This is a genomic window from Pseudomonas sp. ICMP 8385 (genome assembly GCF_002699915.1).
Taxonomy (GTDB): domain Bacteria; phylum Pseudomonadota; class Gammaproteobacteria; order Pseudomonadales; family Pseudomonadaceae; genus Aquipseudomonas; species Aquipseudomonas gessardii.
In genome coordinates, this window is the sequence record NZ_LKBY01000091.1 from 224,754 (window position 1) to 248,150 (window position 23,397).

Genomic DNA, 23,397 nt, shown 5'->3' on the forward strand with positions numbered 1-23,397 from the left:
GTTTGCGCGAGGGGCTAGATTAGGCCGGCGCGGGGGGTGGGATCAAGGGCGGGGCGGTGTAGGAAGAGTCTGGGAAGATGTGTGTTGGCTGGTCGGGCCTTATCGGGAGCAAGCCCCCTCCCACATTTTGCTGTGTGAATACATTCAAATGTGGGAGCTGGCTTGCCTGCGATAGGAGCGCCGCGGTGTAACGGTTACTGCGCGGTAGGACCCACTTCACGCAACGGCTTGCCACGCACCGGCGCATCGCCAGCCACGTAGTAGTCCGCCGTGCTGCGCGGCAACTGGCGGCCACGCATCTTGTCGGCGATTTTCTCGGCGATCATGATGGTGGGCGCGTTCAGGTTGCCGGTGGTGATGATCGGCATGATCGACGCATCGACCACCCGCAGGCCCTGCATGCCATGCACGCGGCCTTCGCCATCGACCACGGCCATCTCGTCGGTGCCCATCTTGCACGAGCAGGACGGGTGGAACGCGGTTTCGGCGTGTTCGCGGATGAACTTGTCCAGTTGCTCGTCGGTTTGCACCTCGATGCCCGGGCTGATCTCGCGGCCACGGTAGGGGTCCAGTGCCGGCTGCTGCATGATTTCACGGGTTAGGCGGATGCCATCGCGAAATTCCTGCCAGTCCTGCTCGGTGGCCATGTAGTTGAAGAGGATGCTCGGGTAGTCCCGTGGGTTCTTCGACTTCACGTGCACGCGGCCACGGCTCGGCGAGCGCATGGAGCCCATGTGCGCCTGGAAACCGTGCTCTTTCACACCGTTGCTGCCGTTGTAGTTAATCGCTACCGGCAGGAAGTGGTACTGGATGTTCGGCCACTCGAATTCTTCACGGGTACGGATAAAACCGCCCGCCTCGAACTGGTTGCTGGCGCCGATGCCGGTGCCGTTGAACAGCCATTCGGCACCAATGGCCGGCTGGTTGTACCAGAGCAGCGACGGGTACAGCGAGACCGGCTGGGTGCAGGCGTATTGCAGGTACAGTTCCAGGTGGTCCTGCAGGTTTTCACCGACGCCCGGCAGGTCGTGGACCACCGGGATGTCGAGGCTTTCCAGGAGTTTGGCCGGGCCCACACCGGAACGTTGCAGCAGTTGCGGCGAACCAATGGCGCCGCTGCAGACGATGACTTCCTTGCGAGCACGGGCTTCAACGCGCTCTTCGGCAGCGCCGATCAGGTAACGCACGCCGACTGCGCGCTTGCCTTCAAACAGCACTTTGTCGCTGAGGGCATGGGTGACGATGGTCAGCGTGGAGCGCTGTTTGGCGGTGTCCAGGTAGCCACGGGCGGTACTGGCGCGACGGCCTTTGGGCGTCACGGTACGGTCCATCGGGCCGAAGCCTTCCTGCTGGTAGCCGTTCAAGTCTTCGGTGCGTGGGTAACCGGCCTGCACGCCGGCTTCAACCATGGCGTGGAACAGCGGGTTATTCCCGGCTTTAGGCGTGGTCACACTGACCGGGCCGTCGCCACCGTGGTAGTCGTTGGGGCCGATGTCGCGGGTTTCGGCCTTGCGGAAATACGGCAGGCAGTCGAGGTAGCTCCAGTTTTCCAGGCCTGGCAGTTTCGACCAGTTGTCATAGTCCATGGCGTTGCCACGGATGTAGCACATGCCGTTGATCAGCGACGAGCCGCCCAGGCCCTTGCCGCGCCCACATTCCATGCGGCGGCCGTCCATATGTGGCTCTGGATCGGTTTCGTAGGCCCAGTTGTAGCGGCGGCCTTGCAGCGGGAACGCCAGGGCGGCCGGCATCTGGGTACGGAAATCGAAACGGTAGTCCGGGCCGCCGGCTTCCAGCAGCAAAACGGTGACGCCTTCGTCTTCGGTCAGACGGGTCGCCAGGGTGTTACCGGCGGAGCCGGCACCCACAATGATGTAGTCGTATTCTTGGGACATAAATGCACCCTCTTTGGAGTTGGTCAGGTTGGGGCCCATCGCGGGCAAGCCCGCTCCCACAGGGGAACGCATTCCAATGTGGGAGCTGGCTTGCCTGCGATGGCGGCCCGGCAGGCAATACAGAACCCGGGTTTAGAACACCGAGGCGTAGTCGCCCAGCTCAACCTGTACCGATTTGATGCGGGTGAAGTTGTTCAGCGAACTGATGCCGTTTTCACGGCCCACACCCGACTGCTTGTAGCCGCCCACTGGCATCTTGGCGTCGGACTCGCCCCAGGCGTTGATCCAGCAGATACCCGCTTCGAGCTGGTGAATCACGCGGTGGGCGCGGTTCAGATCCTTGGTGACCAGGCCCGCGGCTAGGCCGAAGTCGGTGTCGTTGGCACGACGGATCACTTCTTCTTCAGTCTCGTAGGTGAGGATGCTCATCACCGGGCCAAAGATTTCTTCACGCACGATGGTCATTTCGTCGGTGCAGTCAGTGAACACCGTCGGTGCCACGAACGCGCCCTTGGCGAAGTCGCCAGTGGTCAGGCGGTCGCCGCCACACAGCAGGCGTGCGCCTTCTTCCTTGCCCTTGGCGATGTAGCCCAGCACGCTTTCCATGTGGGCGAAGCTGACCAGTGGGCCGAAGTTGGTGTTTTCGTCTTCTGGGTTGCCGACGCGGATGCGCGCAACACGCTCGACGATCTTGGCTTCAAAGGCGGCCTGCAGGTGCTTTGGAATAAACACACGGGTGCCGTTGGTGCAGACCTGGCCGGAGCTGTAGAAGTTGGCCATCATCGCAGTGTCGGCGGCGCGATCCAGGTCGGCGTCGTCGAAGATGATCAGCGGGGACTTGCCGCCCAGTTCCATGGTCACGTCCTTGAGCGAGGAGCTCGAAGCGCTGGCCATGACCTTCTTGCCGGTGTCGGTGCCGCCGGTGAAGGAGATTTTCTCGATGCGTGGGTGCTCGGTCAGCCAGGTGCCGACTTCACGGCCGCTGCCGGTCAGGACGTTGAACACACCATCCGGTACGCCGGCTTCGGTGTAGATCTCGGCCAGTTTCAGGGTGGTCAGCGACGTCACTTCACTTGGCTTGAAGATCATGGCGTTGCCGGCCGCCAGGGCTGGGGCAGACTTCCACAGGGCGATCTGGATCGGGTAGTTCCACGCGCCGATACCGGCGACCACGCCCAGCGGCTCGCGGCGGGTGTAGACGAACGAAGTGGTACGCAGCGGGATCTGCTCGCCTTCGATGGCGGGCACCAGGCCGGCGTAGTATTCCAGCACGTCGGCACCGGTGACGATGTCGACGTACTTGGTTTCGGAGAAGGATTTACCGGTGTCCAGGGTTTCCAGGGCGGCCAGTTCATCGTTGCGCTCGCGCAGGATTTCCACGGCGCGACGCAGGATGCGCGAACGCTCCATGGCGGTCATCGCGGCCCAGATTTTCTGGCCCTTTTCGGCGCTGACCACGGCACGCTCAACGTCTTCAAAAGTAGCGCGTTGCACATTGGCGAGAACTTCACCGTTAGCCGGGTTGATGGCCTCGAAGGTGGCATCGCTGCCAGCGTCGCTGTAGCGGCCGTCAATGTAGAGTTTTTGCAGGTCGAAACGGGCCATAAAGTCCTCGCAAGTGCATAAGTGGTTGGCGTTAACCACTGAAGGGGCGTAGCCCGCTCAGTAGCCGTTCAGGGGTTGAGCGTTTATGTGTGCTCTAACTCACCTGCTTGGCCAATTGGAAATCCATGTATTCGTAAGCGATCCGTTGCGCTTGCTCCGTGTCGAAAGCGTCTCCCGACAGGGCGCCGCGCAACCACAAGCCGTCGATCAGGGCCGCCAGGCCTCGGGCTGCGCTGCGTGCATCTTCCAGCGGCAGCACACGGCGGAACTGGCAGCACAGGTTGGAATACAGGCGGTGATCGTTGATCCGCTGCAACCTGTGCAAAGACGGGTGGTGCATGCTGGTGGCCCAGAAGGCCAGCCAGGTTTTCATTGCCGGGCCATTGACCTGGCTGGCGTCGAAGTTGCCGCCGATAATCACTTGAAGGTGGGCCCGTGGGCTGTCTTCCTTCAAGGCCTGCCGGCGTTCGTGGACGTTCTCGATCAGCACATTCATCAGGTACCGCATCGTGGCGGCGATCAGGCCATTCTTGTCCTGAAAGTAGTGACTGATGATGCCGTTCGAGACACCGGCCAGACGGGCGATCAGCGCAATGCTGGCATCCCCCATCCCGACCTGATCGATGGCCGTCAATGTGGCTTCGATCAACTGCTGGCGGCGTATGGGTTGCATACCGACCTTGGGCATGTAGCACCTCTCCTTAGGCCTGCCGACGGGCGTAAACGCTCGTCGGCTTGAGGGCCAGTCTATTTTGTTTTGATTGAACGTTCAATCAACAAAGAATAAGATCTGCGGCAAATGGTCGCTGCCTACAGGTATTTCCTACATGGCGGCAGGCACATCTGACATCCATAAAAACCCTTGAAACAGCCCATGACAGCGCGTCGCTGGGGTGCGGGGATTTTCGGGATGTCTTTATAACACCCGTCCGTCGACTGCCGAAAAATCGATGGCGCGGGTCAAGCGCTGCCTTGTGTCCCCTCTCGCACTGCCCGGAGCCTCTGTGCCATGAGTTCTGCCTCTCTTATAAAGACCCCACCGGAAAAGGTGCGGGTCAACGGTTGGGTGTTCTACACCTCCACCGCGCTGATCCTGCTGTTGACCGCCATTCTGATCATCGCCCCGCAAGAGGCCGGCAGAATGCTGGGAGTCGCCCAGACCTGGCTCTCGAAAAGCTTTGGCTGGTACTACATGGTGGTCATCGCCGCCTACCTGGTATTCGTGGTGGGGCTGGCGTTTTCGTCCTACGGCAAATTGAAGCTGGGCAGCAAGGCCGATACCCCGGACTTCAGCTACGGCGCCTGGGCTGGCATGTTGTTTTCCTCGGGCATCGGCATCTCGTTGCTGTACTTCGGCGCGTCCGAACCGCTGGACCACTACTTCAACCCGCCTGAAGGCGCCGCCGCCACCCAGATGGCCGCGCGCCAGGCGTTGCAGCTGACCTTCCTGCACTGGGGCCTGCATGGCTGGGCGATCTATGCGCTGGTCGGCCTGGCCGTGGCGTACTTCGCCTACCGGCATAACCAGCCGCTGGCCCTGCGCTCGGCCCTGTACCCGCTGATGGGCGAGCGTTGGGTCAAAGGCGCGGCCGGTCACGCGGTGGACGGCTTCGGCATGTTCGTGACTCTGCTGGGCCTGGTGACGAACCTGGGGATTGGTTCGATGCAAGTGTCGTCCGGGCTGGAAAACCTGTTCGGCATGGAGCACAGCAACACCAACCTGCTGATTGTGATCATCGTGATGAGCACCGTGGCGACCATCGCCGCTGTGTCGGGCGTGGAGAACGGCATTCGCCGCCTGTCCAACCTCAACATCGTGCTGTTCAGCGGCCTGCTGATTTTCGTGCTGCTGTTTGGCCCGACCTTGCACCTGCTTAACGGCTTTGTGCAGAACATCGGCGACTACATGAACGGCCTGGTGCTCAAGACCTTCGACCTGTACGTGTACGAAGGCGATGGCGAGAAGTCCGAGCGCTGGATGGGCCTGTGGACCCTGTTCTACTGGGCCTGGTGGATTTCCTGGGCGCCATTTGTGGGCATGTTTATCGCGCGTATTTCCCGGGGCCGTACCGTGCGTGAACTGGTAGCGGGCGTGCTGCTGATCCCGTTGGGCTTTACCCTGGCGTGGCTGTCGATCTTCGGTAACTCGGCCCTGGACCTGGTGCTCAACCATGGCGCCGTGGAGTTGGGCAAGACCGCGCTGGAGCAGCCCTCCATGGCGATCTACCAGTTGCTGGAGTACTACCCGGCGTCGAAAGTGGTGATCGGCGTGTCGATCTTTGTCGGCTTTGTGCTGTTTTTGACGCCGGCGGATTCCGGCGCGGTGATGATGGCCAACCTGTCGTGCAAAGGTGGCAATGTGGATGAAGATGCGCCGCACTGGCTGCGGATCTTCTGGTCGGCGGTGATCACCCTGGTGACCATCGGCTTGCTGTTTGCCGGCAACTTTGAGGCGATGCAGACCATGGTGGTACTGGCGGGCCTGCCGTTCTCGGTGGTGCTGATCTTCTTTATGTTCGGTTTGCACAAGGCCATGCGCCAGGATGTGGCCATCGAACAGGAGCAGGCGCAATTGGCCGAACGTGGCCGTCGCGGTTTCAGCGAGCGCCTGAGCGCCCAGGACCTGCAACCGAGCCAGGCCGTGGTACAGCGCTTTATGGACAAGAAAGTCACCCCGGCGCTGGAAGAAGCGGCCGTGGCATTGCGCGCCCAAGGGCTGGATGTGCAGACGCTGCTGGGTAAATCCAAGCGCTGCATTGGCGTGCGGATCGAGATGGAAGGCAACCCGTTTGTCTACGAGGTGAGCCTGGATGGCTACCTGGCGGCGCCGAGCGAGTCGATCGAGGCCGAGGAGGAGCGTGCGCGCTACTACCGCGCTGAGGTCTACCTGCACAACGGCGGTCAGGAATATGACCTGATGGGCTTCACCCAGGAGCAGATCACCCGGGATGTGCTCGATCAGTTTGAAAGCCATCGGCAGCTCCTTGGCCGTGTCTATAGCTGACAGTGAATGATCGTTCCCACGCTCCGCGTGGGAACACCTCCTGTGACGCTCCGCGTCACGCTTTGGGACGCAGAGCGTCCAGGGCTGCATTCCCACGCAGAGCGTGGGAACGATCAAAGATCAGTCTTAGCCCAGGTTCTTGCCCAGCAGGGCGTGGTACAGCTCGCTGTCCCCCAGAATCCCCACCACCTTGTTGTTGTCGTGCAGCACCAGCTTGTTGCCGGTCTGGTAGCGAATCTGCAATGCATCGCGCATGCCGATATTGGAGTCCACCAAGGTCGGCAGCCGCCCCAGGCCTTCCACGGCTTGCCCCGGTGCCCAGTTCTGCAGGTTCATCGCCACGCCATTTTGCCGCGCGCCCTGGATGGTGTTGCCTTCGGCCAGATCCAGCCACGAGTCGCCGCCCGGGTCCAGGCACACCGAGCCGTTGACCCGCTTGCAGTTGTCCAGGGTGCGCATCAGGCTGCGGCCGCACAACACGTTCAGCGGGTTGGTATGGGCGACGAAGGTGCGCACATAGTCATCCGCCGGGTTCAGCACAATTTCTTCCGGCACGCTGTACTGGATGATCTTGCCGTCCTTCATGATCGCGATACGGCTACCGAGCTTGAGCGCTTCATCCAGGTCGTGGCTGACGAACACAATGGTCTTGCTCAGCTTGCGTTGCAGCTCCAGCAACTCATCCTGCAGGCCTTGGCGGATCAGGGGGTCGAGGGCGGAGAAGGGTTCATCCATCAGCAGGATATCGGCGTCCATCGCCAGGGCGCGGGCCAGGCCGACACGCTGTTGCATGCCGCCCGAGAGCTCGTCGGGCTTCTTGTTGCGCCATTGGGTCAGGCCCACCAGCTCAAGCTTCTCGTCCACCAGCTTGCGCCGTTCCTTTTCGGGGCGGCCCTGCATCTCCAGGCCAAAGCTGATGTTTTCCCGCACCGTCAGCCAGGGCATCAGGGCGAACTTCTGGAACACCATGGCGATGCGCTGGGTGCGCATCATTTTCAACTCTGCCGGGGTGCACGAAGCAATGTCGATTTGCCGACCTTCATGCTCGACAAACAACTGGCCACGGCTCACGGTGTTAAGCCCGTTGATACAGCGCAACAGGCTCGACTTGCCGGAGCCGGACAGGCCCATCAGCACGCAGATCTCGCCTTTCTCGATATCCAGGCTGGCCTTTTCCACACCGACGATCTGCCCGGTCTTTTTCAGGATTTCGTTGCGGTGCATGCCCTCGTCCAGCAGCTTGAGGGCTTCGCGTGGGTCTTTGGAGAAGATCACATCGACATTGTCGAATCGGATAATGCTCATGCATCACCCCCTACTTTGGCGTCGGGTTGTTTGCAAATGCGGTCGAGCATGATGGCCAGCAGCACAATCGCCAGGCCGGCTTCAAAGCCCAGGGCGATGTCAGCGGTGTTCAGCGCGTTGACCACGGGTTTGCCCAGGCCATCGGCGCCCACCAGGGCCGCGATCACCACCATCGACAACGACAGCATGATGCATTGGGTAATGCCGGCAGCGATGCTCGGCATGGCGTGGGGCAGTTCGATGCGCGAGAGCAGTTGGCGGCGCGAGCAGCCAAAGGCCTTGCCGGCATCCATCAACTCTTGCGGTACATCGCGGATGCCCAGGTAGGTCAGGCGGATCGGCGCGGCAATCGCGAACACCACCGTGGAGATCAGGCCGGGCACCACACCCAGCCCGAAGAGGGTCAGGGTCGGGATCAGGTAGACGAAGGTCGGCACGGTCTGCATCAGATCGAGCACCGGCCGCATCATGGTGTAGAACATCGGTTTGTGCGCGGCAACAATGCCCAGCGGCACACCGATCACCACGCAGACCAGGGTGGCGAACAGCACCTGCGCCAGGGTCTCCATGGTTTCTTGCCAGTACCCCAGGTTGAGGATCAGCAGGAAGGAGGCAATCACAAAAACAGTCAGCCCCCATTTACGTTGAATGAAGTGAGCAAGCAGCGCAATCAGACCGATCAATGCCAGCGGATTGAACCAGGTCAGCGCAAACGTCACGCCATGGATCATCGTTTCCAGTGTCGATGCGATCGCGTCGAAATAATCGGCGCCATTCTGCGTCAACCATTCGACGAAGGCAGCGATGTACTGGCCTAGGGGGATTTTCTGTTCAGTCAGCATGGTAGTGAATGTCCACATGCGAAGAGGGAAAACATCCCGGGCCGGCACGCCGGCCCAGGGTCAGCGGTTACTTGTCGAGGTAGGCTTTCACGGCGGCAAGTCCTGGTTGGCCATCAACGGTGGTGACCCCGGCGAGCCAGGTGTCGAGCACTTGCGGGTTCTTCTTCAGCCAGGCCTTGGCGGCGGCGTCGGGCTTCATCTTGTCGTCGAGGACGTTGCCCATCAGGGTGCTTTCCATGTCCAGGGTGAACGACAGGTTTTTCAGCAGTTGGCCGACGTTGCTGCATTCCTGCACGTAGCCCTTGCGGGTGTTGGTGTAGATGGTGGCCTGGCCGTAGTTGGGGCCGAATGAAGTGTCCCCGCCGGTCAGGTACTTGAGTTTGAAACGGGTGTTCATCGGGTGCGGTTCCCAGCCGAGGAACACAATGGCCTGGTCCCGTTTGGTGGCACGTTCCACTTGCGAGAGCATCCCGGCTTCGCTGGACTCGACCACCTTGAAACCGGCGTCCTTCAAGCCGAACTGATTCTTGTCGATCACGCTCTGGATCGTACGGTTGCCGTCGTTGCCCGGCTCGATGCCATAGATCTTGCCGCCCAGCTCCTTCTTGAACTTGGCGATATCGGCGAAGTCTTTCAAACCCTTGTCGTACAGCGCTTGTGGCACTGCCAGGGTGTACTTGGCGTTTTCCAGGTTGGCGCGCACGGTTTCCACGGTGCCGGCATCACGGTACTGCTTGATGTCGTTTTCCATGGTCGGCATCCAGTTGCCGAGGAAGATATCCATGTTCTTGCCATCGGCCAGGGACTTGTAGGTCACAGGTACGGAAATCATCGTGGTGCGGGGCTTGTAGCCCAGGCCCTTGAGGACTTCGCTGGTGGCGGCGGTGGTGACGGTGATATCGGTCCAGCCGACATCGGAGAAGTTGACGGTGCTGCATTGCTCAGGCTCTGCAGCGTGGGCCGCAAGGGGAAGACTCAGCATGGCTGCCAACAACAACGGGGGGGAACCTTTCATGGGTTTGGACTCCTGGTGTTTTTCCGGCGGTGCTTGACCGCGCTTATAAGTGTTGCAGTTGGGGCGTGCGAGTGACGCGCAACCTCGGTGCCTTGCAAACGAGTCGAGACTGATCATGTACCAGTGAAAATCTGACGCCTACAGGGTGGGTCGTATCCAGTACAGGGATGGTCGTATCCAGTGTCGGTGACGTCGCATACAGGTTTTTCCACAGGCAAAACTGCACTTTTTCTCGATCTGCACCGCAAAAAACGGCGATTACGCCCCATTGCACGGGGACGACGCTGGTGAGCATGGGTATGTCGGTGTCAGACGCCGGACGGCGCAACGAAAGCTTGATGATGCCGCCATCTGGGCGACTTGAGCGTAGCAGCTCCGCCACCAGGCGTTATTGCGCCTGGCCTGTGCTATCGAGGAGTTTCGCACAATGGCTATCAGCGTTTTCGACCTGTTCAAGATTGGCATCGGGCCGTCCAGTTCCCACACCGTCGGGCCCATGCGCGCCGCGGCGTTGTTCGTCCAGGGCTTGCGTGAACGTGCTCTTTTGGAACAGGTGCGGCGCGTCGAAGTTCAGCTGTATGGCTCGTTATCGGCCACTGGCATTGGGCATGGCAGCGACAACGCGGTGATCATGGGGCTGATGGGCGAGTGGCCGGACGCGATTGATCCGTCGCAGATCGGCCGGCGTATCGAGACCCTGCGCCAGACGCAGACACTGCTGCTGGACAACCGTGTGCCGGTGCCCTTTGTGTGGTCGCGGGACATGCGCCTGATCGACGAAAACCTGGCGTTCCATCCCAATGCCATGACCCTGGTGGTGTATGGCGCCCAGGCCGAGTTGCACCGCGATACCTACTATTCGGTGGGCGGCGGTTTTGTGGTGGATGAAGCCCAGGCGCGCAGCGGCGTGGCCGATCTGGATCGCACCGAGCTGCCTTATGATTTTTCCAGCGCGGTGGAGTTGTTGCAGTTGTGCAAGCGCCACAACCTGCGCGTCGCCGAACTGATGCTGGCCAATGAAAAGGTGTGGCGCACCGAGGAAGAAATCCGCAGCGGCCTGATGACACTCTGGCGCGCCATGCAGGACTGTGTCGAGCAGGGCCTCAAGCACGAAGGCATCCTGCCCGGCGGCCTGAACGTGCGCCGCCGCGCCGCCAAGTTGCACCGCAGCCTGCAGGAGTTGGGCAAGCCCAATGTGATCGGCTCGACCTTGAGCGCCATGGAGTGGGTCAACCTGTTCGCCCTGGCCGTCAACGAAGAAAACGCCGCCGGCGGGCGTATGGTCACCGCCCCGACCAATGGTGCGGCGGGGATCATCCCGGCGGTGCTGCATTACTTTATGAAGTTCAGTGAGGTGGTCACCGAGGCCAATGTGGTGGACTACTTCCTGGGCGCGGCGGCCATCGGCATCTTGTGCAAGAAGAATGCTTCGATCTCCGGTGCCGAAGTCGGTTGCCAGGGCGAAGTCGGCTCGGCCTGCGCCATGGCGGCGGCGGGGCTGGCAGAGATTCTTGGCGCGACCCCGGAGCAAGTGTGCAACGCCGCCGAAATCGGCCTGGAACACAACCTGGGCCTGACCTGCGACCCGGTGGGCGGCCTGGTGCAAGTGCCGTGCATCGAGCGTAATGCGATTGCGGCGGTCAAGGCGATCAATGCGGCGCAGATGGCGTTGCGTGGCGACGGCCAACACTTTATCTCCCTGGACCGGGTGATCCGCACCATGCGCGATACCGGGGCGGACATGCATGACAAGTACAAGGAGACCTCGCGGGGTGGGTTGGCGGTGAGTGCTGTCGAGTGCTGAGACCGCATCGCAGGCAAGCTCCCACATTTGAAGGTATTCGCAGCTCAAAATGTGGGAGCTGGCTTGCCTGCGATAGCTATGGGGCAAACACCACTGCGCATAAAGTGAACACCCCAACCAAAATCGCCACCTTTTAGCGCGTCGCAAACAGATAAGTAGCCCCCAAACGATCTCCCTCCCGACCCCCCGTCGCCCGTGCGTGCGGTGACACCCGTTTCCTACGCCCTGAAAGCGCCTTCCCACAAGTGCTACCGATCTGCTCACGGACCTTGAGCGTAGGCTTTTTCCGAGGCATATCCTCACGCCGGGCGCGGGCTTATATAGACACCTCAACAGGTCGTTTTCAGGAGTTATTGAATACCTATTCAACTTTAGGCATGGCATTTGCTCTGTCAATTCAAAGCCTCTCTCCTGATGGATGAAGAGTGCAATAACAAGAGCCTCGCCTGAGGCCATCCACTGCTTTGTGTGAGGAGATACCGCGATGACGTCGTTCAACTCCGGGGCCCAGCCCCAGAACCGTGCGCCTCAATCCATCGGCTTTTTGCTGCTGGACAATTTCACGCTGATTTCCCTGGCGTCCGCAGTCGAACCGCTGCGCATGGCCAACCAGTTGTCCGGCCGCGAGCTGTATCGCTGGAGCACCTTGAGCGTTGACGGCAACCAGGTCTGGGCCAGCGATGGCCTGCAAATCACTCCCGATTGCTCCATGCACAAAGCCCCGGCCCTGGACACCGTGATTGTCTGCGGTGGCGTGGGTATCCAGCGCACCGTGACCCGCGAACATGTGTCGTGGCTGCAAAGCCAGGCGCGCCAGTCCCGCCGCCTTGGCGCGGTGTGCACCGGCAGTTGGGCCCTGGCCTGCGCCGGCCTGCTCGACGGGTTTGATTGCAGCGTGCACTGGGAATGCCTGGCGTCGATGCAGGAAGCCTTCCCACGGGTGTCGATGAGCACGCGCCTGTTCACCCTCGACCGCAACCGCTTCACCAGTTCCGGTGGCACCGCGCCGTTGGACATGATGCTGCACCTGATCAGCCGCGACCACGGCCGTGAATTGTCGGCGGCGATTTCCGAGATGTTCGTGTACGAACGTATCCGCAACGAGCAGGACCACCAGCGCGTGCCACTCAAGCATATGCTCGGCACCAACCAGCCGAAGCTGCAGGAAATCGTCGCGTTGATGGAGGCCAACCTGGAGGAGCCGATCGACCTCGACGAACTGGCGGTCTACGTCGCCGTCTCGCGGCGCCAGCTGGAGCGGCTGTTCCAGAAATACCTGCACTGTTCGCCGTCGCGCTATTACCTCAAGCTGCGCCTGATTCGCGCCCGGCAGTTGCTCAAGCAGACGCCGATGTCGATCATCGAAGTGGCCTCGGTGTGCGGGTTTGTGTCCACGCCACACTTCTCCAAGTGCTACCGCGAATACTTCGGCATCCCGCCACGGGATGAGCGCGTAGGCTCCAACACCACCCAGCAAGTGGCGATGCTGCCGATTCCGCAGGCGCTGGTATTGTCACCGTTGGCGGGGCCGCTGTCGGCGTTGAGCCAGGCGCGTAATGAGTCGACGTTTGCCAGTGTAAGGCTGTAGACCGAGGCGCCTGCATCGCAGGCAAGCCAGCTCCCACATTTGCAATGCATTCCCCTGTGGGAGCGGGCTTGCCCGCGATAGCGATCTATCAGGCCCCGGAATTCTGTTTGAACTGCATCAGGGCCGGCAACAACTGCTTATCAATCGCCTGGCGCACCGCCGGCAGAATCGTCGCGCTGCTGGTGTACATCTGTTCAACCATGCCTTTGAGCGCCTTGGCCCGCGCTTCACTCAACCCGCGCACCGCGCATTCACAGGCCTGTTCGGCGGTGGCGCCGCTGGCTACTTCAAAACCCAGGGAGCGCAGCTGGCTCAGCAGGTCATCCTGATCAATCAAATCCGCGTGCATCATGATGTTCATCCTGGCTAGGGGAGACTTCGATCAACCTCGATTCTGGTGGGCCGTCAGCAGGTCGGCAAGGCCTGAGTGGCACAATGGCTGGAACGACTATGAACAGGTCGTTTTCGGGCCAGTTGTCGAAGGTGGTTGCGGGCACACTTAGGTTCAAGCAGGCAGATTGAAGGTTTGGTCACCCTCGGCCCGCAGGCTCGCACAAAGCACTCTGCCCCGATCCTGTCACGGCTTGATCGGGGCTTTTTTTATTGGGCGGGCAGGCCGATGACGCGACCGAGCAACGCGGGCCTGGGCAAGTCGGACTGCCCGGCACTGATTGCCGCCAAACGCTGGGCAACCCCTTCGCTGAATGGTGTCGAGTGTGGCCCGGCGAGATCGACATGCAGCAGCATCTGTTCATTGCCCGCCAGCTCCCGTGCTGCGCCGACCAGGTGCAGGCTGTGATACAGATGCAGGCGCTTGCTGTCATGGGCGATCAACTGGGTGTGCACCTCGACCTCGGCGCCCAGCTTCACTTCGTGCAGGTAATTGAGGTGCAGTTCCAGGGTGAACAGCGAATGGCCGCTGGCCTCGCGGTTATCGCTGTCCAGGCCCAGGGTGTCCATCAGCGCATCGGTGGCGTAGCTGAAGATCAGCAGGTAGAACGCATCGCGCAGGTGGCCGTTGTAATCGACCCAGTCGGGGAGGATGTGGGTGGTGTAGGTGGTCAGCGTCGGCACTTCATAAACTCCAGATCTGTACTCGGTCAACTGTGTGGGCTGGCTTGCCTGCGATGGCGGTGGTGAATCCAACACCGCCATCGCAGGCAAGCCAGCTCCCACAGAAATCAACAGCCGTTATTCGGCGAAGCTCATGCCGTGTTTTTCCTTGGTGGTCTTCACCGCTTCCAGCACCGCCAGCAGGCAATCATCACGATAGCGCTCCAGCGCCGCAATGCTATGGCTGCCCAACTGCTCACGGGTGCCATCGACCACATCATCAATCAGCTTGTCCGTCAGTTCCGGTGCCGGCAGATACGTCCACGGCAGTTGCAACGCCGGGCCGAACTGCGCCATGAAATGCCGCATCCCGGCGTCGCCGCCGGCCAGGGTATAAGTGAGGAAGGTGCCCATGAACGACCAGCGCAACCCGGCGCCAAAGCGGATCGCATCGTCGATCTCGCCGGTGGTGGCCACACCGTCGTTGACCAGGTGCAGTGCCTCGCGCCACAGCGCCTCAAGCAAGCGGTCGGCGATAAAACCGGGGACTTCCTTGCGCACATGCAGCGGGCGCATGCCCAGGGCTTGATACACCTTGATCGCCGCCTGGATCGCTTCGGGCGCGGTGTGTTTACCGCCGACCACTTCCACCAGCGGCAGCAGGTACACCGGGTTGAACGGGTGGCCGACCACGCAGCGCTGCGGGTGTGTAGAGCCTTCATAAAACTCACTGGGCAATAGCCCCGACGTGCTGGAGCCGATCAAGGCATCGGGCTTGGCCGCCGCGCTGATCTTGCTGTGCAGTTCCAGCTTCAGCTCCAGGCGTTCGGGGGCGCTTTCCTGGATGAAATCGGCGTCTTGCACGCATTCTTCGATGGTCGCGACAAACCGCAGACGGTCCTGGGAGGCGCCCGGTGCCAGGCCCTGCTTTTCCAGGGCGGCCCAGGCATTGGCGACACGCTTGCGCAGGGCCGCTTCGGCGCCGGGCGCCGGGTCCCAGGCCACCACATCCAGGCCATGGGCGAGGGCGCGGGACACCCAGCCGCTGCCGATAACACCGCTGCCCAGGGCGGCGAAGGTTTTGATTTCGGTGATAAAGCTCATTTCGGTAATTTCCAGTGCTAAAGAGGTTCATTGTGGGAGCTGGCTTGCCTGCGATAGCGGTGTGCCAGTTGATGCATTTGGCACTGACACACCGCTATCGCAGGCAAGCCAGCTCCCACATTTTTTGATCCGGTTTCGACAGTTAGCTACGTTTGGTCAGGCCCATTTTTACTCGGCCTTCAGCCGGGCTCAGAACCCGCGCCCCCAGGCGGCTGAGGATTTCCCCGGCGCGCTCCACCAGTTGCCCATTGGTCGCCAGCACGCCCTTGTCCAACCACAAATTGTCTTCCAGCCCGACCCGCACGTTGCCGCCCAGCAGCACTGCCTGCGCCGCCATCGGCATCTGCATGCGGCCGATGCCAAAGCCGGCCCACACGGCATCGGCGGGCAGGTTATCGACCATGGCTTTCATGGTGGTGGTGTCGGCCGGCGCGCCCCAGGGGATGCCCAGGCACAGCTGGAACAACGGGTTGTCGAGCAGGCCTTCCTTGATCATTTGCTTGGCGAACCACAAGTGGCCGGTATCGAAAATCTCCAGCTCGGCCTTCACCCCCAACTCTTGGATGCGCTTGGCACCCGCCCGCAACTGGGCCGGGGTGGACACATAAATGGTGTCGCCATCGCCGAAGTTCAGGGTGCCGCAGTCCAGGGTGCAGATTTCCGGCAGCAGTGCCTCGACGTGGGCCAGGCGGGTCAACGGGCCGACCAGGTCGGTGTTGGGGCCGAACGCCATGGGGTTCTCGCCGCCGCCGATTTCCAGGTCGCCGCCCATGCCGGCGGTGAGGTTGACGATGATGTCGATATCCGCCTCGCGGATGCGCTCCATCACTTCGCGGTACAGCGCCACATCGCGGCTGAACTTGCCGGTGTGCGGGTCACGCACATGGCAATGCACCACAGTGGCACCGGCTTTGGCCGCTTCTGCTGCTGCCGCGGCGATTTGCTTGGGGGTGACCGGCACGTGCGGGCTTCTGGCGGTCGTGTCGCCAGCACCGGTGAGTGCGCAGGTGATGATGACGTCGTGGTTCATGGGGCGGGTTCCTTACAGGCAGGCGTAGTGATGCCGTTCGCAGCCGGTATCAGCTGCGAAGCGGTGCTTTGAAAGAGGTTATTTGCTGCTCAGTTGCAGGTTTTGCGCCGCCGGCTTGCCATCGAAGGTGGTCACACCTTCCAGCCAGCGCTGCTGGTCCTGGGGGTGATCCTTGAGCCATTGCCGGGCGGATTCGAGCGCGTCCTTGTGCTCCAGCAGCGGTTGCATCATCCGGCTCTCGTCGGCGGCGGTGAAGGTCAGGTTGGTCAGCAACCTATGCACATTCGGGCATTGCTCGGCGTAGGTCGGCGTGGTGACGGTCCAGACCGTGGCCATGCCTTCGTTGGGGCCCAGGGCGTCCTCGCTGCCGGACAGGTAAGTCATCTGCACATTGACGTTCATCGGGTGCGGCGCCCAGCCGAAGAACACCACGGCCTCCTTGCGGCGCACGGCGCGGTCCACGGCGGCGAGCATGCCGGCCTCGCTGGACTCCACCAGTTGGAATTTGCCCAGGCCGAACTGGTTCTTGGCGATCATCGCCTTGATCTGGATATTGGCCCCTGAACCGGGCTCGATCCCGTAGATCTTGCCGCCCAGTTCTTTCTGGAACCTGGCAATGTCGGCGAAGGTTTTCAGGCCCTTGTCAGCCAAGTAGGTCGGCACCGCGAGCGTGGCGCGGGCATCCTTGAGGCTGGGTGAGTCGAGGACTTTTACCTGCCCGGCGTCGATGAACGGGGTGATGGTCTGGGTCATCAACGGGTTCCAGTAGCCGAGGAACAGGTCCAGGCGCTGGTCGCGAATGCCGGAAAAGATGATTTGCTGGGACGCGCTGGTTTGCTTGGTGCTGTAGCCGAGGCCGTCGAGCAGCACCTGGGTCATGGCGCTGGTGGCGATCACGTCGGTCCAGTTCACCACGCCCATGCGCACGTTCTTGCAGGAGGCGGCATCGGCGGCCCAGGCGCTGGTGCTCAACACGGCGCTGAGTGCGAGCACGCAGCGGCTGATCAGTCGGTTCATGAGGGATCCCTCGGCAGGTCGTTATTGTGGGTTCCGGCGTCTTTGTGCGCCGTGCCGCCAAGTTACCCAGCTTGCTGCCCGGCAAAACGCACGGCGGCGACCCACTTTTGCACTGGTGCGACCTGCGCCCTTGAATGGGCGCTGGAACTGGCGTATCACAGGGGCCACGCTGCCCGTCCCGCGAGTGCGCACCATGTCCCAGGATTTCTACTTTCTGTTGATGCCGGGGTTCTCGGCCATCGGCTTTATCTCGGCCATCGAACCGTTGCGCGTGGCCAACCGTTTTCGCGGCGAGCTGTATCGCTGGCACGTGCTGAGCGCCGATGGCGGCGCGGTGCTGGCGAGCAATGGCATGTCAGTCAATGCCGACGCCGGGCTGGAGCCCCTGAAAAAAGGCGCGACCTTGTTGGTAGTGGCCGGTTTTGAGCCGCTGGAGTGTGCGACGCCGGCCCTGGAGCACTGGCTGCGCCGCCTCGACCATGACGGTGTGACCCTTGGCGGCATCGACACGGGCAGCTTCGTCCTGGCCCAGGCCGGCCTGCTCGACGGCTACCGCCTGACCCTGCACTGGGAAGCCATCGATGCCTTCAAGGAATCCTATCCTGCCTTGACGGTGACCCAGGAACTGTTCGAGATCGACCGCCGGCGCATCACCTGCGCCGGTGGCACCGCCTCCATCGACCTGATGCTCGACCTGATCAGCCAGGCCCACGGCCCAGAACTGGCGATCCAGGTGTCCGAACAGTTCGTACTGGGCCGCATCCGCCCGCGCAAGGATCACCAGCGCATGCAGATTGCCACGCGCTACGGCATCAACAACCAGAAGCTGGTGCAGGTGATTGGCGAGATGGAGCAACACACCGAGCCGCCCCTGAGCACCCTGGCGCTGGCGCAGATGATCAAGGTTACACGGCGCCAGTTGGAGCGCCTGTTCCGCCTGCATCTGAATGACACCCCAAGCAACTTCTACCTCGGCCTGCGCCTGGAAAAAGCCCGGCAGCTATTGCGCCAGAGCGGCATGAGCGTGCTGGAAGTGAGTATCGCGTGTGGGTTTGAGTCGCCGTCGTACTTTACCCGCAGCTACCGGGCGCGATTTGCCAAGTGCCCACGGGAGGATCGGCGGCGGGAGGTGGTGTAAGTCTATTGGGCATACGCCGACCCCATGTGGGAGCTGGCTTGTGTGGGAGCTGGCTTGCCTGCGATAGCATCACTGCGGTGTGACTGACACACCTCGGTGCTTGCATCGCAGGCAAGCCAGCTCCCACACAAGCCAACTCCCACATTGGATTTGTGGTGGGGCTTACTTTTTTACCAAGGCCGAACATGCCGCCTTGAAGGCTTCATGCTGATACTTGTTCAGCGTCGCCGGCAACGCAAAGTCGTGCTTCTTGTTCTGCGCATTGATGGTCTGCGGCGACAGCAGCGTCACTTCAACACCATCGAGCAACTGCAGCACCCCTTCAATCTTGAACGTGGTCGGGCCACCGGCGAATTCGCCTTTTTTGCTGCGTTTTTTGATTGCAATGCGGGTGATGCCGTTGGCGCGTACAAACGCCGCCACTTGACTGGCGAAGGCTTTGACGTTGGCCGCCTCGTCATCGTCCTCGAGGGCGATTTTCTTGGTGGCCAGGGCGATGTGGGTCAGGTCCGGGGCGGCAACGGCGATGATGGCTTCGCTGCCTTTGATTTCGATGCCGCAGAGCGTCATGGGGTGGCCTTGGTTCAGAGGAAAGAAGGGCGCGATTGTCGCTTATTCCTGGCCAATCGACTCCAAAAACTCCGACCGCTCATCACTCATCCGCGCCAGGCAGTCATTCTGCGCAATGGCGTAGGCCTTGGTGCCGGTGACGGCCGGGAAGGTGTCCACCGCGCAATCGGCATCCCGCAGTTTTTCCCACTTCTGCTGGGCATCCTTCAGACGAGCGGTGATGTCCGCCAGCTGCGCCTTGTTGCTGGCGTAGGTAGAACCCATGCGTTCCAGCAGGCCCTGGTAGTTATCCTTGAGCAGCTGTTCGGCGGTGGTTTTGTTGTAGGCGGCGCATTCGATGGTCTGTTTGTCGTTTTCGATGCCATCACACGGGGTGCTGTCGGTGTCTTCGGCCGCGTGGACGCCGGTGGCGAGGAGTGCCAAAGCCAGGAAAATCGGTTTCATTGCGCCTTCTCATATCAGTGGATGGGTCGAATTCTGGCTCAAGCGTAGGCCAAAGAACAGATGCAGAACAGACACGTCCGTGCACCCTTTGTCGTGGATTGACGCTTTCGGCAATTCCCCTGTCGTTTTTGCACCCGGCTCCGTCAGCCCCTGGGCATATGCTGGCCCCAAAGCGCCGGCAGACGATTCGGCGCATGAATTGCCAATAAGGGGACGCCTGATGAGCCCAGCCGAACTGCACGCCGACAGCATCGTTATCGACGGGCTGATCATTGCCAAGTGGAACCGCGACCTGTTCGAGGACATGCGCAAGGGTGGCCTGACCGCCGCCAACTGCACGGTGTCGGTGTGGGAAGGCTTCCAGGCCACCATCAATAACATCGTGGCCAGCCAGACCCTGATCCGCGAGAACAGCGACCTGGTGATCCCGGTGAAGACCACCGCCGATATCCGCCGCGCCAAGGAGCAAGGCAAGACCGGCATCATCTTCGGCTTCCAGAATGCCCATGCCTTTGAGGACCAGCTTGGCTATGTGGAGATCTTCAAGCAGCTCGGCGTCGGTGTGGTGCAGATGTGCTACAACACCCAGAACCTGGTGGGCACTGGCTGCTACGAGCGCGATGGCGGCCTGTCGGGCTTCGGGCGCGAGATCGTCGGTGAGATGAACCGTGTCGGCATTATGTGCGACCTGTCCCACGTCGGCTCCAAGACCAGCGAAGAAGTCATCCTCGAATCGAAGAAACCGGTGTGCTACTCCCACTGCCTGCCGTCGGGCCTGAAAGAACACCCGCGCAACAAATCCGATGCCGAACTCAAGTTCATTGCCGACCACGGCGGTTTTGTCGGCGTGACCATGTTTGCGCCGTTCCTGGCCAAGGGCATCGACTCGACCATCGATGACTACGCCGAAGCCATCGAATACACCATGAACATCGTTGGCGAAGACGCCATTGGCATCGGCACCGACTTCACCCAGGGCCATGGCCAGGATTTCTTTGAAATGCTGACCCATGACAAGGGCTATGCCCGCCGCCTGACCAGCTTCGGCAAGATCATCAACCCGCTGGGCATCCGCACCGTGGGCGAGTTCCCCAACCTGACCGAGACCCTGCTCAAGCGCGGCCACAGCGAGCGCGTGGTGCGCAAGATCATGGGCGAGAACTGGGTCAACGTCCTCAAGGACGTCTGGGGCGAATAAGCCCTGCTTTCTTTCCCGCTGCCATCCGTGTGGCGGGCACTAAACCGAATTTTCTGGAGTTGAGTTTCCATGGCCAAGATCGCCCCGCAATTGCCTATCGAAGTCGACAGCGAAACCGGTGTCTGGACCTCCGACGCCCTGCCGATGCTGTACGTGCCGCGTCATTTCTTCGTCAACAACCACATGGGCATCGAAGAGGTGCTGGGCGCTGATGCCTACGCCGAAATCCTCTACAAGGCCGGCTACAAATCCGCCTGGCACTGGTGTGAAAAAGAAGCCGAATGCCACGGCCTGGAAGGCGTCGCGGTGTTCGAGCACTACATGAAACGCCTGTCGCAACGCGGCTGGGGCCTGTTCAAGATCCAGGACATCGACCTCGACCAAGGCACCGCCAGCGTCAAGCTCGAACACTCGGCCTTTGTCTATGTGTACGGCAAGGTCGGGCGCAAAGTGGACTACATGTTCACCGGCTGGTTTGCCGGCGCCATGGACCAGATTCTGCAAGCGCGCGGCAGCAACATCCGCACCGTCGCCGAACAAGTCTACGGAGGCTCCGAAGAGGGCCACGACGACGGTCTGTTCATCGTCAAGCCGTTGTAAGCCGAGGACCGTGCCATGGCTTTTGAAGCAATGTTTGCGCCGATCCAGATCGGCAAACTGACCATCCGTAACCGCGTGCTCAGTACTGCCCACGCCGAGGTCTATGCCACCGACGGCGGGATGACCACCGAGCGCTACATCAGGTATTACGAAGAGAAAGCCAAGGGCGGCATTGGCCTGGCGATCTGTGGCGGCTCCTCGGTGGTGGCGATCGACAGCCCGCAGGAGTGGTGGAGTTCGGTGAACCTGTCCACCGACCGCATCATCCCGCACTTCCAGAACCTGGCCGATGCCATGCACAAGCATGGCGCCAAGATCATGATCCAGATTACCCATATGGGCCGCCGCTCCCGCTGGGACGGCTTTAACTGGCCGACGTTGATGTCGCCCTCCGGCGTGCGTGAGCCGGTGCACCGTGCCACCTGCAAGACCATCGAGCCGGAAGAAATCTGGCGGGTGATCGGCAACTACGCCAGCGCCGCCGCCCGGGCCAAGGCCGGTGGCCTGGATGGCGTGGAACTGTCGGCGGTGCACCAGCACATGATCGACCAGTTCTGGAGCCCACGGGTCAACAAGCGTACCGATGAATGGGGCGGCAGCTTCGAGGGGCGGATGAAATTCGGCCTGGAAGTACTCAAGGCCGTACGCGCCGAAGTCGGCCCGGATTTTTGCGTGGGCATCCGCCTGTGCGGCGACGAGTTCCACCCCGATGGCCTGTCCCACGAGGACATGAAGCAGATCGCCAAATACTACGACGACACCGGCATGCTCGACTTTATCGGCGTGGTCGGCTCGGGGTGCGACACCCATAACACCCTGGCCAACGTGATCCCCAACATGAGTTTCCCACCGGAGCCGTTCCTGCACCTGGCCGCCGGGATCAAGGAAGTGGTCAAGGTCCCGGTGCTGCACGCGCAGAACATCAAGGACCCGAACCAGGCCACGCGCATTCTCGAAGGCGGCTACGTGGACATGGTCGGTATGACCCGCGCACACATGGCCGACCCGCACCTGATCGCGAAGATCAAGATGGGCCAGATCGACCAGATCAAGCAGTGCGTCGGCGCCAACTATTGCATCGACCGCCAGTACCAGGGCCTGGACGTGCTGTGCATCCAGAACGCCGCGACCTCCCGTGAATACATGGGCGTGCCGCACATCATCGAGAAATCCACCGGGCCCAAGTGCAAAGTGGTGGTGGTCGGTGCCGGCCCGGCCGGGATGGAAGCGGCGCGGGTGGCTGCCGAGCGCGGCCACGACGTGACCCTGTTGGAGAAAAAAGACTTTATCGGCGGGCAGATCACCACCGCCTCCAAGGCACCGCAGCGCGACCAGATCGCCGGTATCACCCGTTGGTTCCAGCTGGAACTGGCGCGGCTGAATGTCGACCTGCGCCTGGGCGTGGCGGCGGATGCCGCGACCATCCTCGATTTGCGCCCCGATGTGGTGGTGCTGGCGGTGGGCGGGCATCCGTTTATCGAGCAGAACGAACACTGGGGCGCGGCCGAAGGCCTGGTGGTCAGCAGCTGGGACGTGCTCGACGGCAAGGTGGCACCGGGCAAGAACGTGCTGGTGTACGACACCATCTGCGAATTCACCGGCATGTCGGTGGCCGACTTTTTGGCCGACAAGGGCTGCCAGGTGGAGATCGTCACCGACGACATCAAGCCGGGCGTGGCCATCGGTGGGACGTCATTCCCGACCTACTACCGCAGTATGTACCCCAAGGAAGTGATCATGACCGGCGACATGATGCTGGAGAAGGTCTACCGCGAGGGCGACAAGCTGATCGCGGTGCTGGAGAACGAATACACCGGCGCCAAGGAAGAGCGGGTGGTGGACCAGGTGGTGGTGGAAAACGGCGTGCGCCCGGATGAAGAAATCTACTACGCCCTCAAGCAAGGGGCGCGCAACAAGGGGCAGATGGACGTCGAGGCGCTGTTTGCGATCAAGCCGCAGCCGTGCCTGAGCGAGCCGGGGGAGGGCTACTTGCTGTTCCGCATCGGTGACTGTGTGGCCCAGCGCAATACCCATGCTGCGATCTATGACGCCCTGCGCTTGTGCAAGGATTTCTGAGTCGCCACTGAACCAATGTGTGTACTCGGTCAAAAATGTGGGAGCGGGCTTGCTCGCGATGGCGGTGTGTCAGTCACCGGATGTGTTTACTGACACACCGCCATCGCGA

General features: G+C 61.5%; 20 protein-coding genes. 7 read left to right on the forward strand and 13 right to left on the reverse strand.

Going from position 1 to position 23,397, the window contains the following annotated elements; translation table 11 throughout:
• Positions 1–194 precede the first annotated feature (194 nt).
• From betA to betI, 3 genes are all read right to left on the reverse strand, one after another.
• Positions 195–1,895, reverse strand: a complete 1,701-nt coding sequence (betA, locus tag AO268_RS10765) for a choline dehydrogenase (RefSeq protein WP_099168698.1) — start codon at positions 1,893–1,895, stop codon at positions 195–197.
• Positions 1,896–2,027: 132 nt separating this feature from the next.
• Complete coding sequence (gene betB, locus AO268_RS10770; RefSeq protein ID WP_076962321.1) at positions 2,028–3,500, reverse strand: betaine-aldehyde dehydrogenase; 1,473 nt, start codon at positions 3,498–3,500, stop codon at positions 2,028–2,030.
• A gap of 94 nt (positions 3,501–3,594) precedes the next feature.
• Positions 3,595–4,188: a transcriptional regulator BetI gene (betI, locus tag AO268_RS10775; protein ID WP_032858683.1), complete on the reverse strand. Its 594-nt coding sequence runs from the start codon at positions 4,186–4,188 to the stop codon at positions 3,595–3,597.
• 378 nt (positions 4,189–4,566) lie between these two features.
• Here betI and AO268_RS10780 point away from each other — a divergent pair, with 378 nt between their 5' ends.
• Positions 4,567–6,504: a BCCT family transporter gene (locus AO268_RS10780; RefSeq protein WP_236309905.1), complete on the forward strand. Its 1,938-nt coding sequence runs from the start codon at positions 4,567–4,569 to the stop codon at positions 6,502–6,504.
• 126 nt (positions 6,505–6,630) lie between these two features.
• Here AO268_RS10780 and choV read toward each other — a convergent pair whose 3' ends face one another.
• From choV to AO268_RS10795, 3 genes are all read right to left on the reverse strand, one after another.
• Positions 6,631–7,809: a choline ABC transporter ATP-binding protein gene (choV, locus tag AO268_RS10785; protein ID WP_076962319.1), complete on the reverse strand. Its 1,179-nt coding sequence runs from the start codon at positions 7,807–7,809 to the stop codon at positions 6,631–6,633.
• Positions 7,806–8,651, reverse strand: coding sequence for a choline ABC transporter permease subunit (choW, locus tag AO268_RS10790; protein WP_076962318.1), 846 nt, complete (start codon positions 8,649–8,651; stop codon positions 7,806–7,808). Before choW ends, choV begins: the two co-directional genes overlap by 4 nt.
• A gap of 67 nt (positions 8,652–8,718) precedes the next feature.
• Positions 8,719–9,666: a choline ABC transporter substrate-binding protein gene (locus AO268_RS10795; protein WP_076962317.1), complete on the reverse strand. Its 948-nt coding sequence runs from the start codon at positions 9,664–9,666 to the stop codon at positions 8,719–8,721.
• A 427-nt stretch (positions 9,667–10,093) separates the two neighbouring features.
• On the opposite strand from AO268_RS10795, the gene AO268_RS10800 reads away from it, so the two are divergent.
• Entirely contained in the window at positions 10,094–11,470 is a 1,377-nt protein-coding gene (locus tag AO268_RS10800) for an L-serine ammonia-lyase (protein ID WP_099168656.1), read from the forward strand.
• Between the two features lie 484 nt (positions 11,471–11,954).
• Positions 11,955–13,058 (forward strand): GlxA family transcriptional regulator, encoded by a 1,104-nt coding sequence (locus tag AO268_RS10805; protein WP_076962315.1) that lies wholly within the window; start codon positions 11,955–11,957, stop codon positions 13,056–13,058.
• Positions 13,059–13,146: 88 nt separating this feature from the next.
• Here AO268_RS10805 and AO268_RS10810 read toward each other — a convergent pair whose 3' ends face one another.
• From AO268_RS10810 to AO268_RS10830, 5 genes are all read right to left on the reverse strand, one after another.
• Entirely contained in the window at positions 13,147–13,410 is a 264-nt protein-coding gene (locus AO268_RS10810) for a hypothetical protein (RefSeq protein WP_099168657.1), read from the reverse strand.
• 248 nt (positions 13,411–13,658) lie between these two features.
• On the reverse strand, positions 13,659–14,132 hold the full coding sequence (locus AO268_RS10815; protein WP_076962313.1) for a thioesterase family protein: 474 nt from the start codon (positions 14,130–14,132) through the stop codon (positions 13,659–13,661).
• A 117-nt stretch (positions 14,133–14,249) separates the two neighbouring features.
• On the reverse strand, positions 14,250–15,215 hold the full coding sequence (locus AO268_RS10820; RefSeq protein ID WP_099168658.1) for an L-carnitine dehydrogenase: 966 nt from the start codon (positions 15,213–15,215) through the stop codon (positions 14,250–14,252).
• Between the two features lie 142 nt (positions 15,216–15,357).
• Positions 15,358–16,245 (reverse strand): 3-keto-5-aminohexanoate cleavage protein, encoded by an 888-nt coding sequence (locus AO268_RS10825; protein ID WP_099168659.1) that lies wholly within the window; start codon positions 16,243–16,245, stop codon positions 15,358–15,360.
• A 78-nt stretch (positions 16,246–16,323) separates the two neighbouring features.
• Positions 16,324–17,262, reverse strand: coding sequence for a choline ABC transporter substrate-binding protein (locus tag AO268_RS10830; RefSeq protein WP_099168660.1), 939 nt, complete (start codon positions 17,260–17,262; stop codon positions 16,324–16,326).
• A 193-nt stretch (positions 17,263–17,455) separates the two neighbouring features.
• On the opposite strand from AO268_RS10830, the gene AO268_RS10835 reads away from it, so the two are divergent.
• Entirely contained in the window at positions 17,456–18,400 is a 945-nt protein-coding gene (locus AO268_RS10835; protein WP_099168699.1) for a GlxA family transcriptional regulator, read from the forward strand.
• A 162-nt stretch (positions 18,401–18,562) separates the two neighbouring features.
• Here AO268_RS10835 and AO268_RS10840 read toward each other — a convergent pair whose 3' ends face one another.
• Positions 18,563–18,970 (reverse strand): DUF3010 family protein, encoded by a 408-nt coding sequence (locus AO268_RS10840; RefSeq protein ID WP_099168661.1) that lies wholly within the window; start codon positions 18,968–18,970, stop codon positions 18,563–18,565.
• A 42-nt stretch (positions 18,971–19,012) separates the two neighbouring features.
• Positions 19,013–19,414: a lysozyme inhibitor LprI family protein gene (locus tag AO268_RS10845; protein ID WP_076962307.1), complete on the reverse strand. Its 402-nt coding sequence runs from the start codon at positions 19,412–19,414 to the stop codon at positions 19,013–19,015.
• A gap of 220 nt (positions 19,415–19,634) precedes the next feature.
• On the opposite strand from AO268_RS10845, the gene AO268_RS10855 reads away from it, so the two are divergent.
• The 3 genes from AO268_RS10855 (at position 19,635) to dgcA (ending at position 23,288) form a co-directional block, all read left to right on the forward strand.
• Positions 19,635–20,612, forward strand: coding sequence for a dipeptidase (locus tag AO268_RS10855; protein WP_032858660.1), 978 nt, complete (start codon positions 19,635–19,637; stop codon positions 20,610–20,612).
• Between the two features lie 69 nt (positions 20,613–20,681).
• Positions 20,682–21,212 (forward strand): 4-vinyl reductase, encoded by a 531-nt coding sequence (locus AO268_RS10860; protein WP_076962305.1) that lies wholly within the window; start codon positions 20,682–20,684, stop codon positions 21,210–21,212.
• A gap of 15 nt (positions 21,213–21,227) precedes the next feature.
• Entirely contained in the window at positions 21,228–23,288 is a 2,061-nt protein-coding gene (gene dgcA, locus AO268_RS10865; RefSeq protein ID WP_099168663.1) for a dimethylglycine demethylation protein DgcA, read from the forward strand.
• The last annotated feature ends 109 nt before the right edge of the window (positions 23,289–23,397 follow it).

What these genes read in the sequence shown, in the direction of transcription:
- AO268_RS10820 (WP_099168658.1), bottom strand. Translation starts at nt 15,215, where the DNA reads ATGAGCTTTATCACCGAAATCAAAACCTTCGCCGCCCTGGGCAGCGGT.
- AO268_RS10825 (WP_099168659.1), bottom strand. Translation starts at nt 16,245, where the DNA reads ATGAACCACGACGTCATCATCACCTGCGCACTCACCGGTGCTGGCGAC.
- AO268_RS10855 (WP_032858660.1), top strand. Translation starts at nt 19,635, where the DNA reads ATGAGCCCAGCCGAACTGCACGCCGACAGCATCGTTATCGACGGGCTG.
- AO268_RS10830 (WP_099168660.1), bottom strand. Translation starts at nt 17,262, where the DNA reads ATGAACCGACTGATCAGCCGCTGCGTGCTCGCACTCAGCGCCGTGTTG.
- choW (WP_076962318.1), bottom strand. Translation starts at nt 8,651, where the DNA reads ATGCTGACTGAACAGAAAATCCCCCTAGGCCAGTACATCGCTGCCTTC.
- AO268_RS10835 (WP_099168699.1), top strand. Translation starts at nt 17,456, where the DNA reads ATGTCCCAGGATTTCTACTTTCTGTTGATGCCGGGGTTCTCGGCCATC.
- dgcA (WP_099168663.1), top strand. Translation starts at nt 21,228, where the DNA reads ATGGCTTTTGAAGCAATGTTTGCGCCGATCCAGATCGGCAAACTGACC.
- AO268_RS10795 (WP_076962317.1), bottom strand. Translation starts at nt 9,666, where the DNA reads ATGAAAGGTTCCCCCCCGTTGTTGTTGGCAGCCATGCTGAGTCTTCCC.
- AO268_RS10845 (WP_076962307.1), bottom strand. Translation starts at nt 19,414, where the DNA reads ATGAAACCGATTTTCCTGGCTTTGGCACTCCTCGCCACCGGCGTCCAC.
- betB (WP_076962321.1), bottom strand. Translation starts at nt 3,500, where the DNA reads ATGGCCCGTTTCGACCTGCAAAAACTCTACATTGACGGCCGCTACAGC.
- AO268_RS10840 (WP_099168661.1), bottom strand. Translation starts at nt 18,970, where the DNA reads ATGACGCTCTGCGGCATCGAAATCAAAGGCAGCGAAGCCATCATCGCC.
- AO268_RS10805 (WP_076962315.1), top strand. Translation starts at nt 11,955, where the DNA reads ATGACGTCGTTCAACTCCGGGGCCCAGCCCCAGAACCGTGCGCCTCAA.
- AO268_RS10810 (WP_099168657.1), bottom strand. Translation starts at nt 13,410, where the DNA reads ATGATGCACGCGGATTTGATTGATCAGGATGACCTGCTGAGCCAGCTG.
- betA (WP_099168698.1), bottom strand. Translation starts at nt 1,895, where the DNA reads ATGTCCCAAGAATACGACTACATCATTGTGGGTGCCGGCTCCGCCGGT.
- choV (WP_076962319.1), bottom strand. Translation starts at nt 7,809, where the DNA reads ATGAGCATTATCCGATTCGACAATGTCGATGTGATCTTCTCCAAAGAC.
- AO268_RS10800 (WP_099168656.1), top strand. Translation starts at nt 10,094, where the DNA reads ATGGCTATCAGCGTTTTCGACCTGTTCAAGATTGGCATCGGGCCGTCC.
- AO268_RS10860 (WP_076962305.1), top strand. Translation starts at nt 20,682, where the DNA reads ATGGCCAAGATCGCCCCGCAATTGCCTATCGAAGTCGACAGCGAAACC.
- betI (WP_032858683.1), bottom strand. Translation starts at nt 4,188, where the DNA reads ATGCCCAAGGTCGGTATGCAACCCATACGCCGCCAGCAGTTGATCGAA.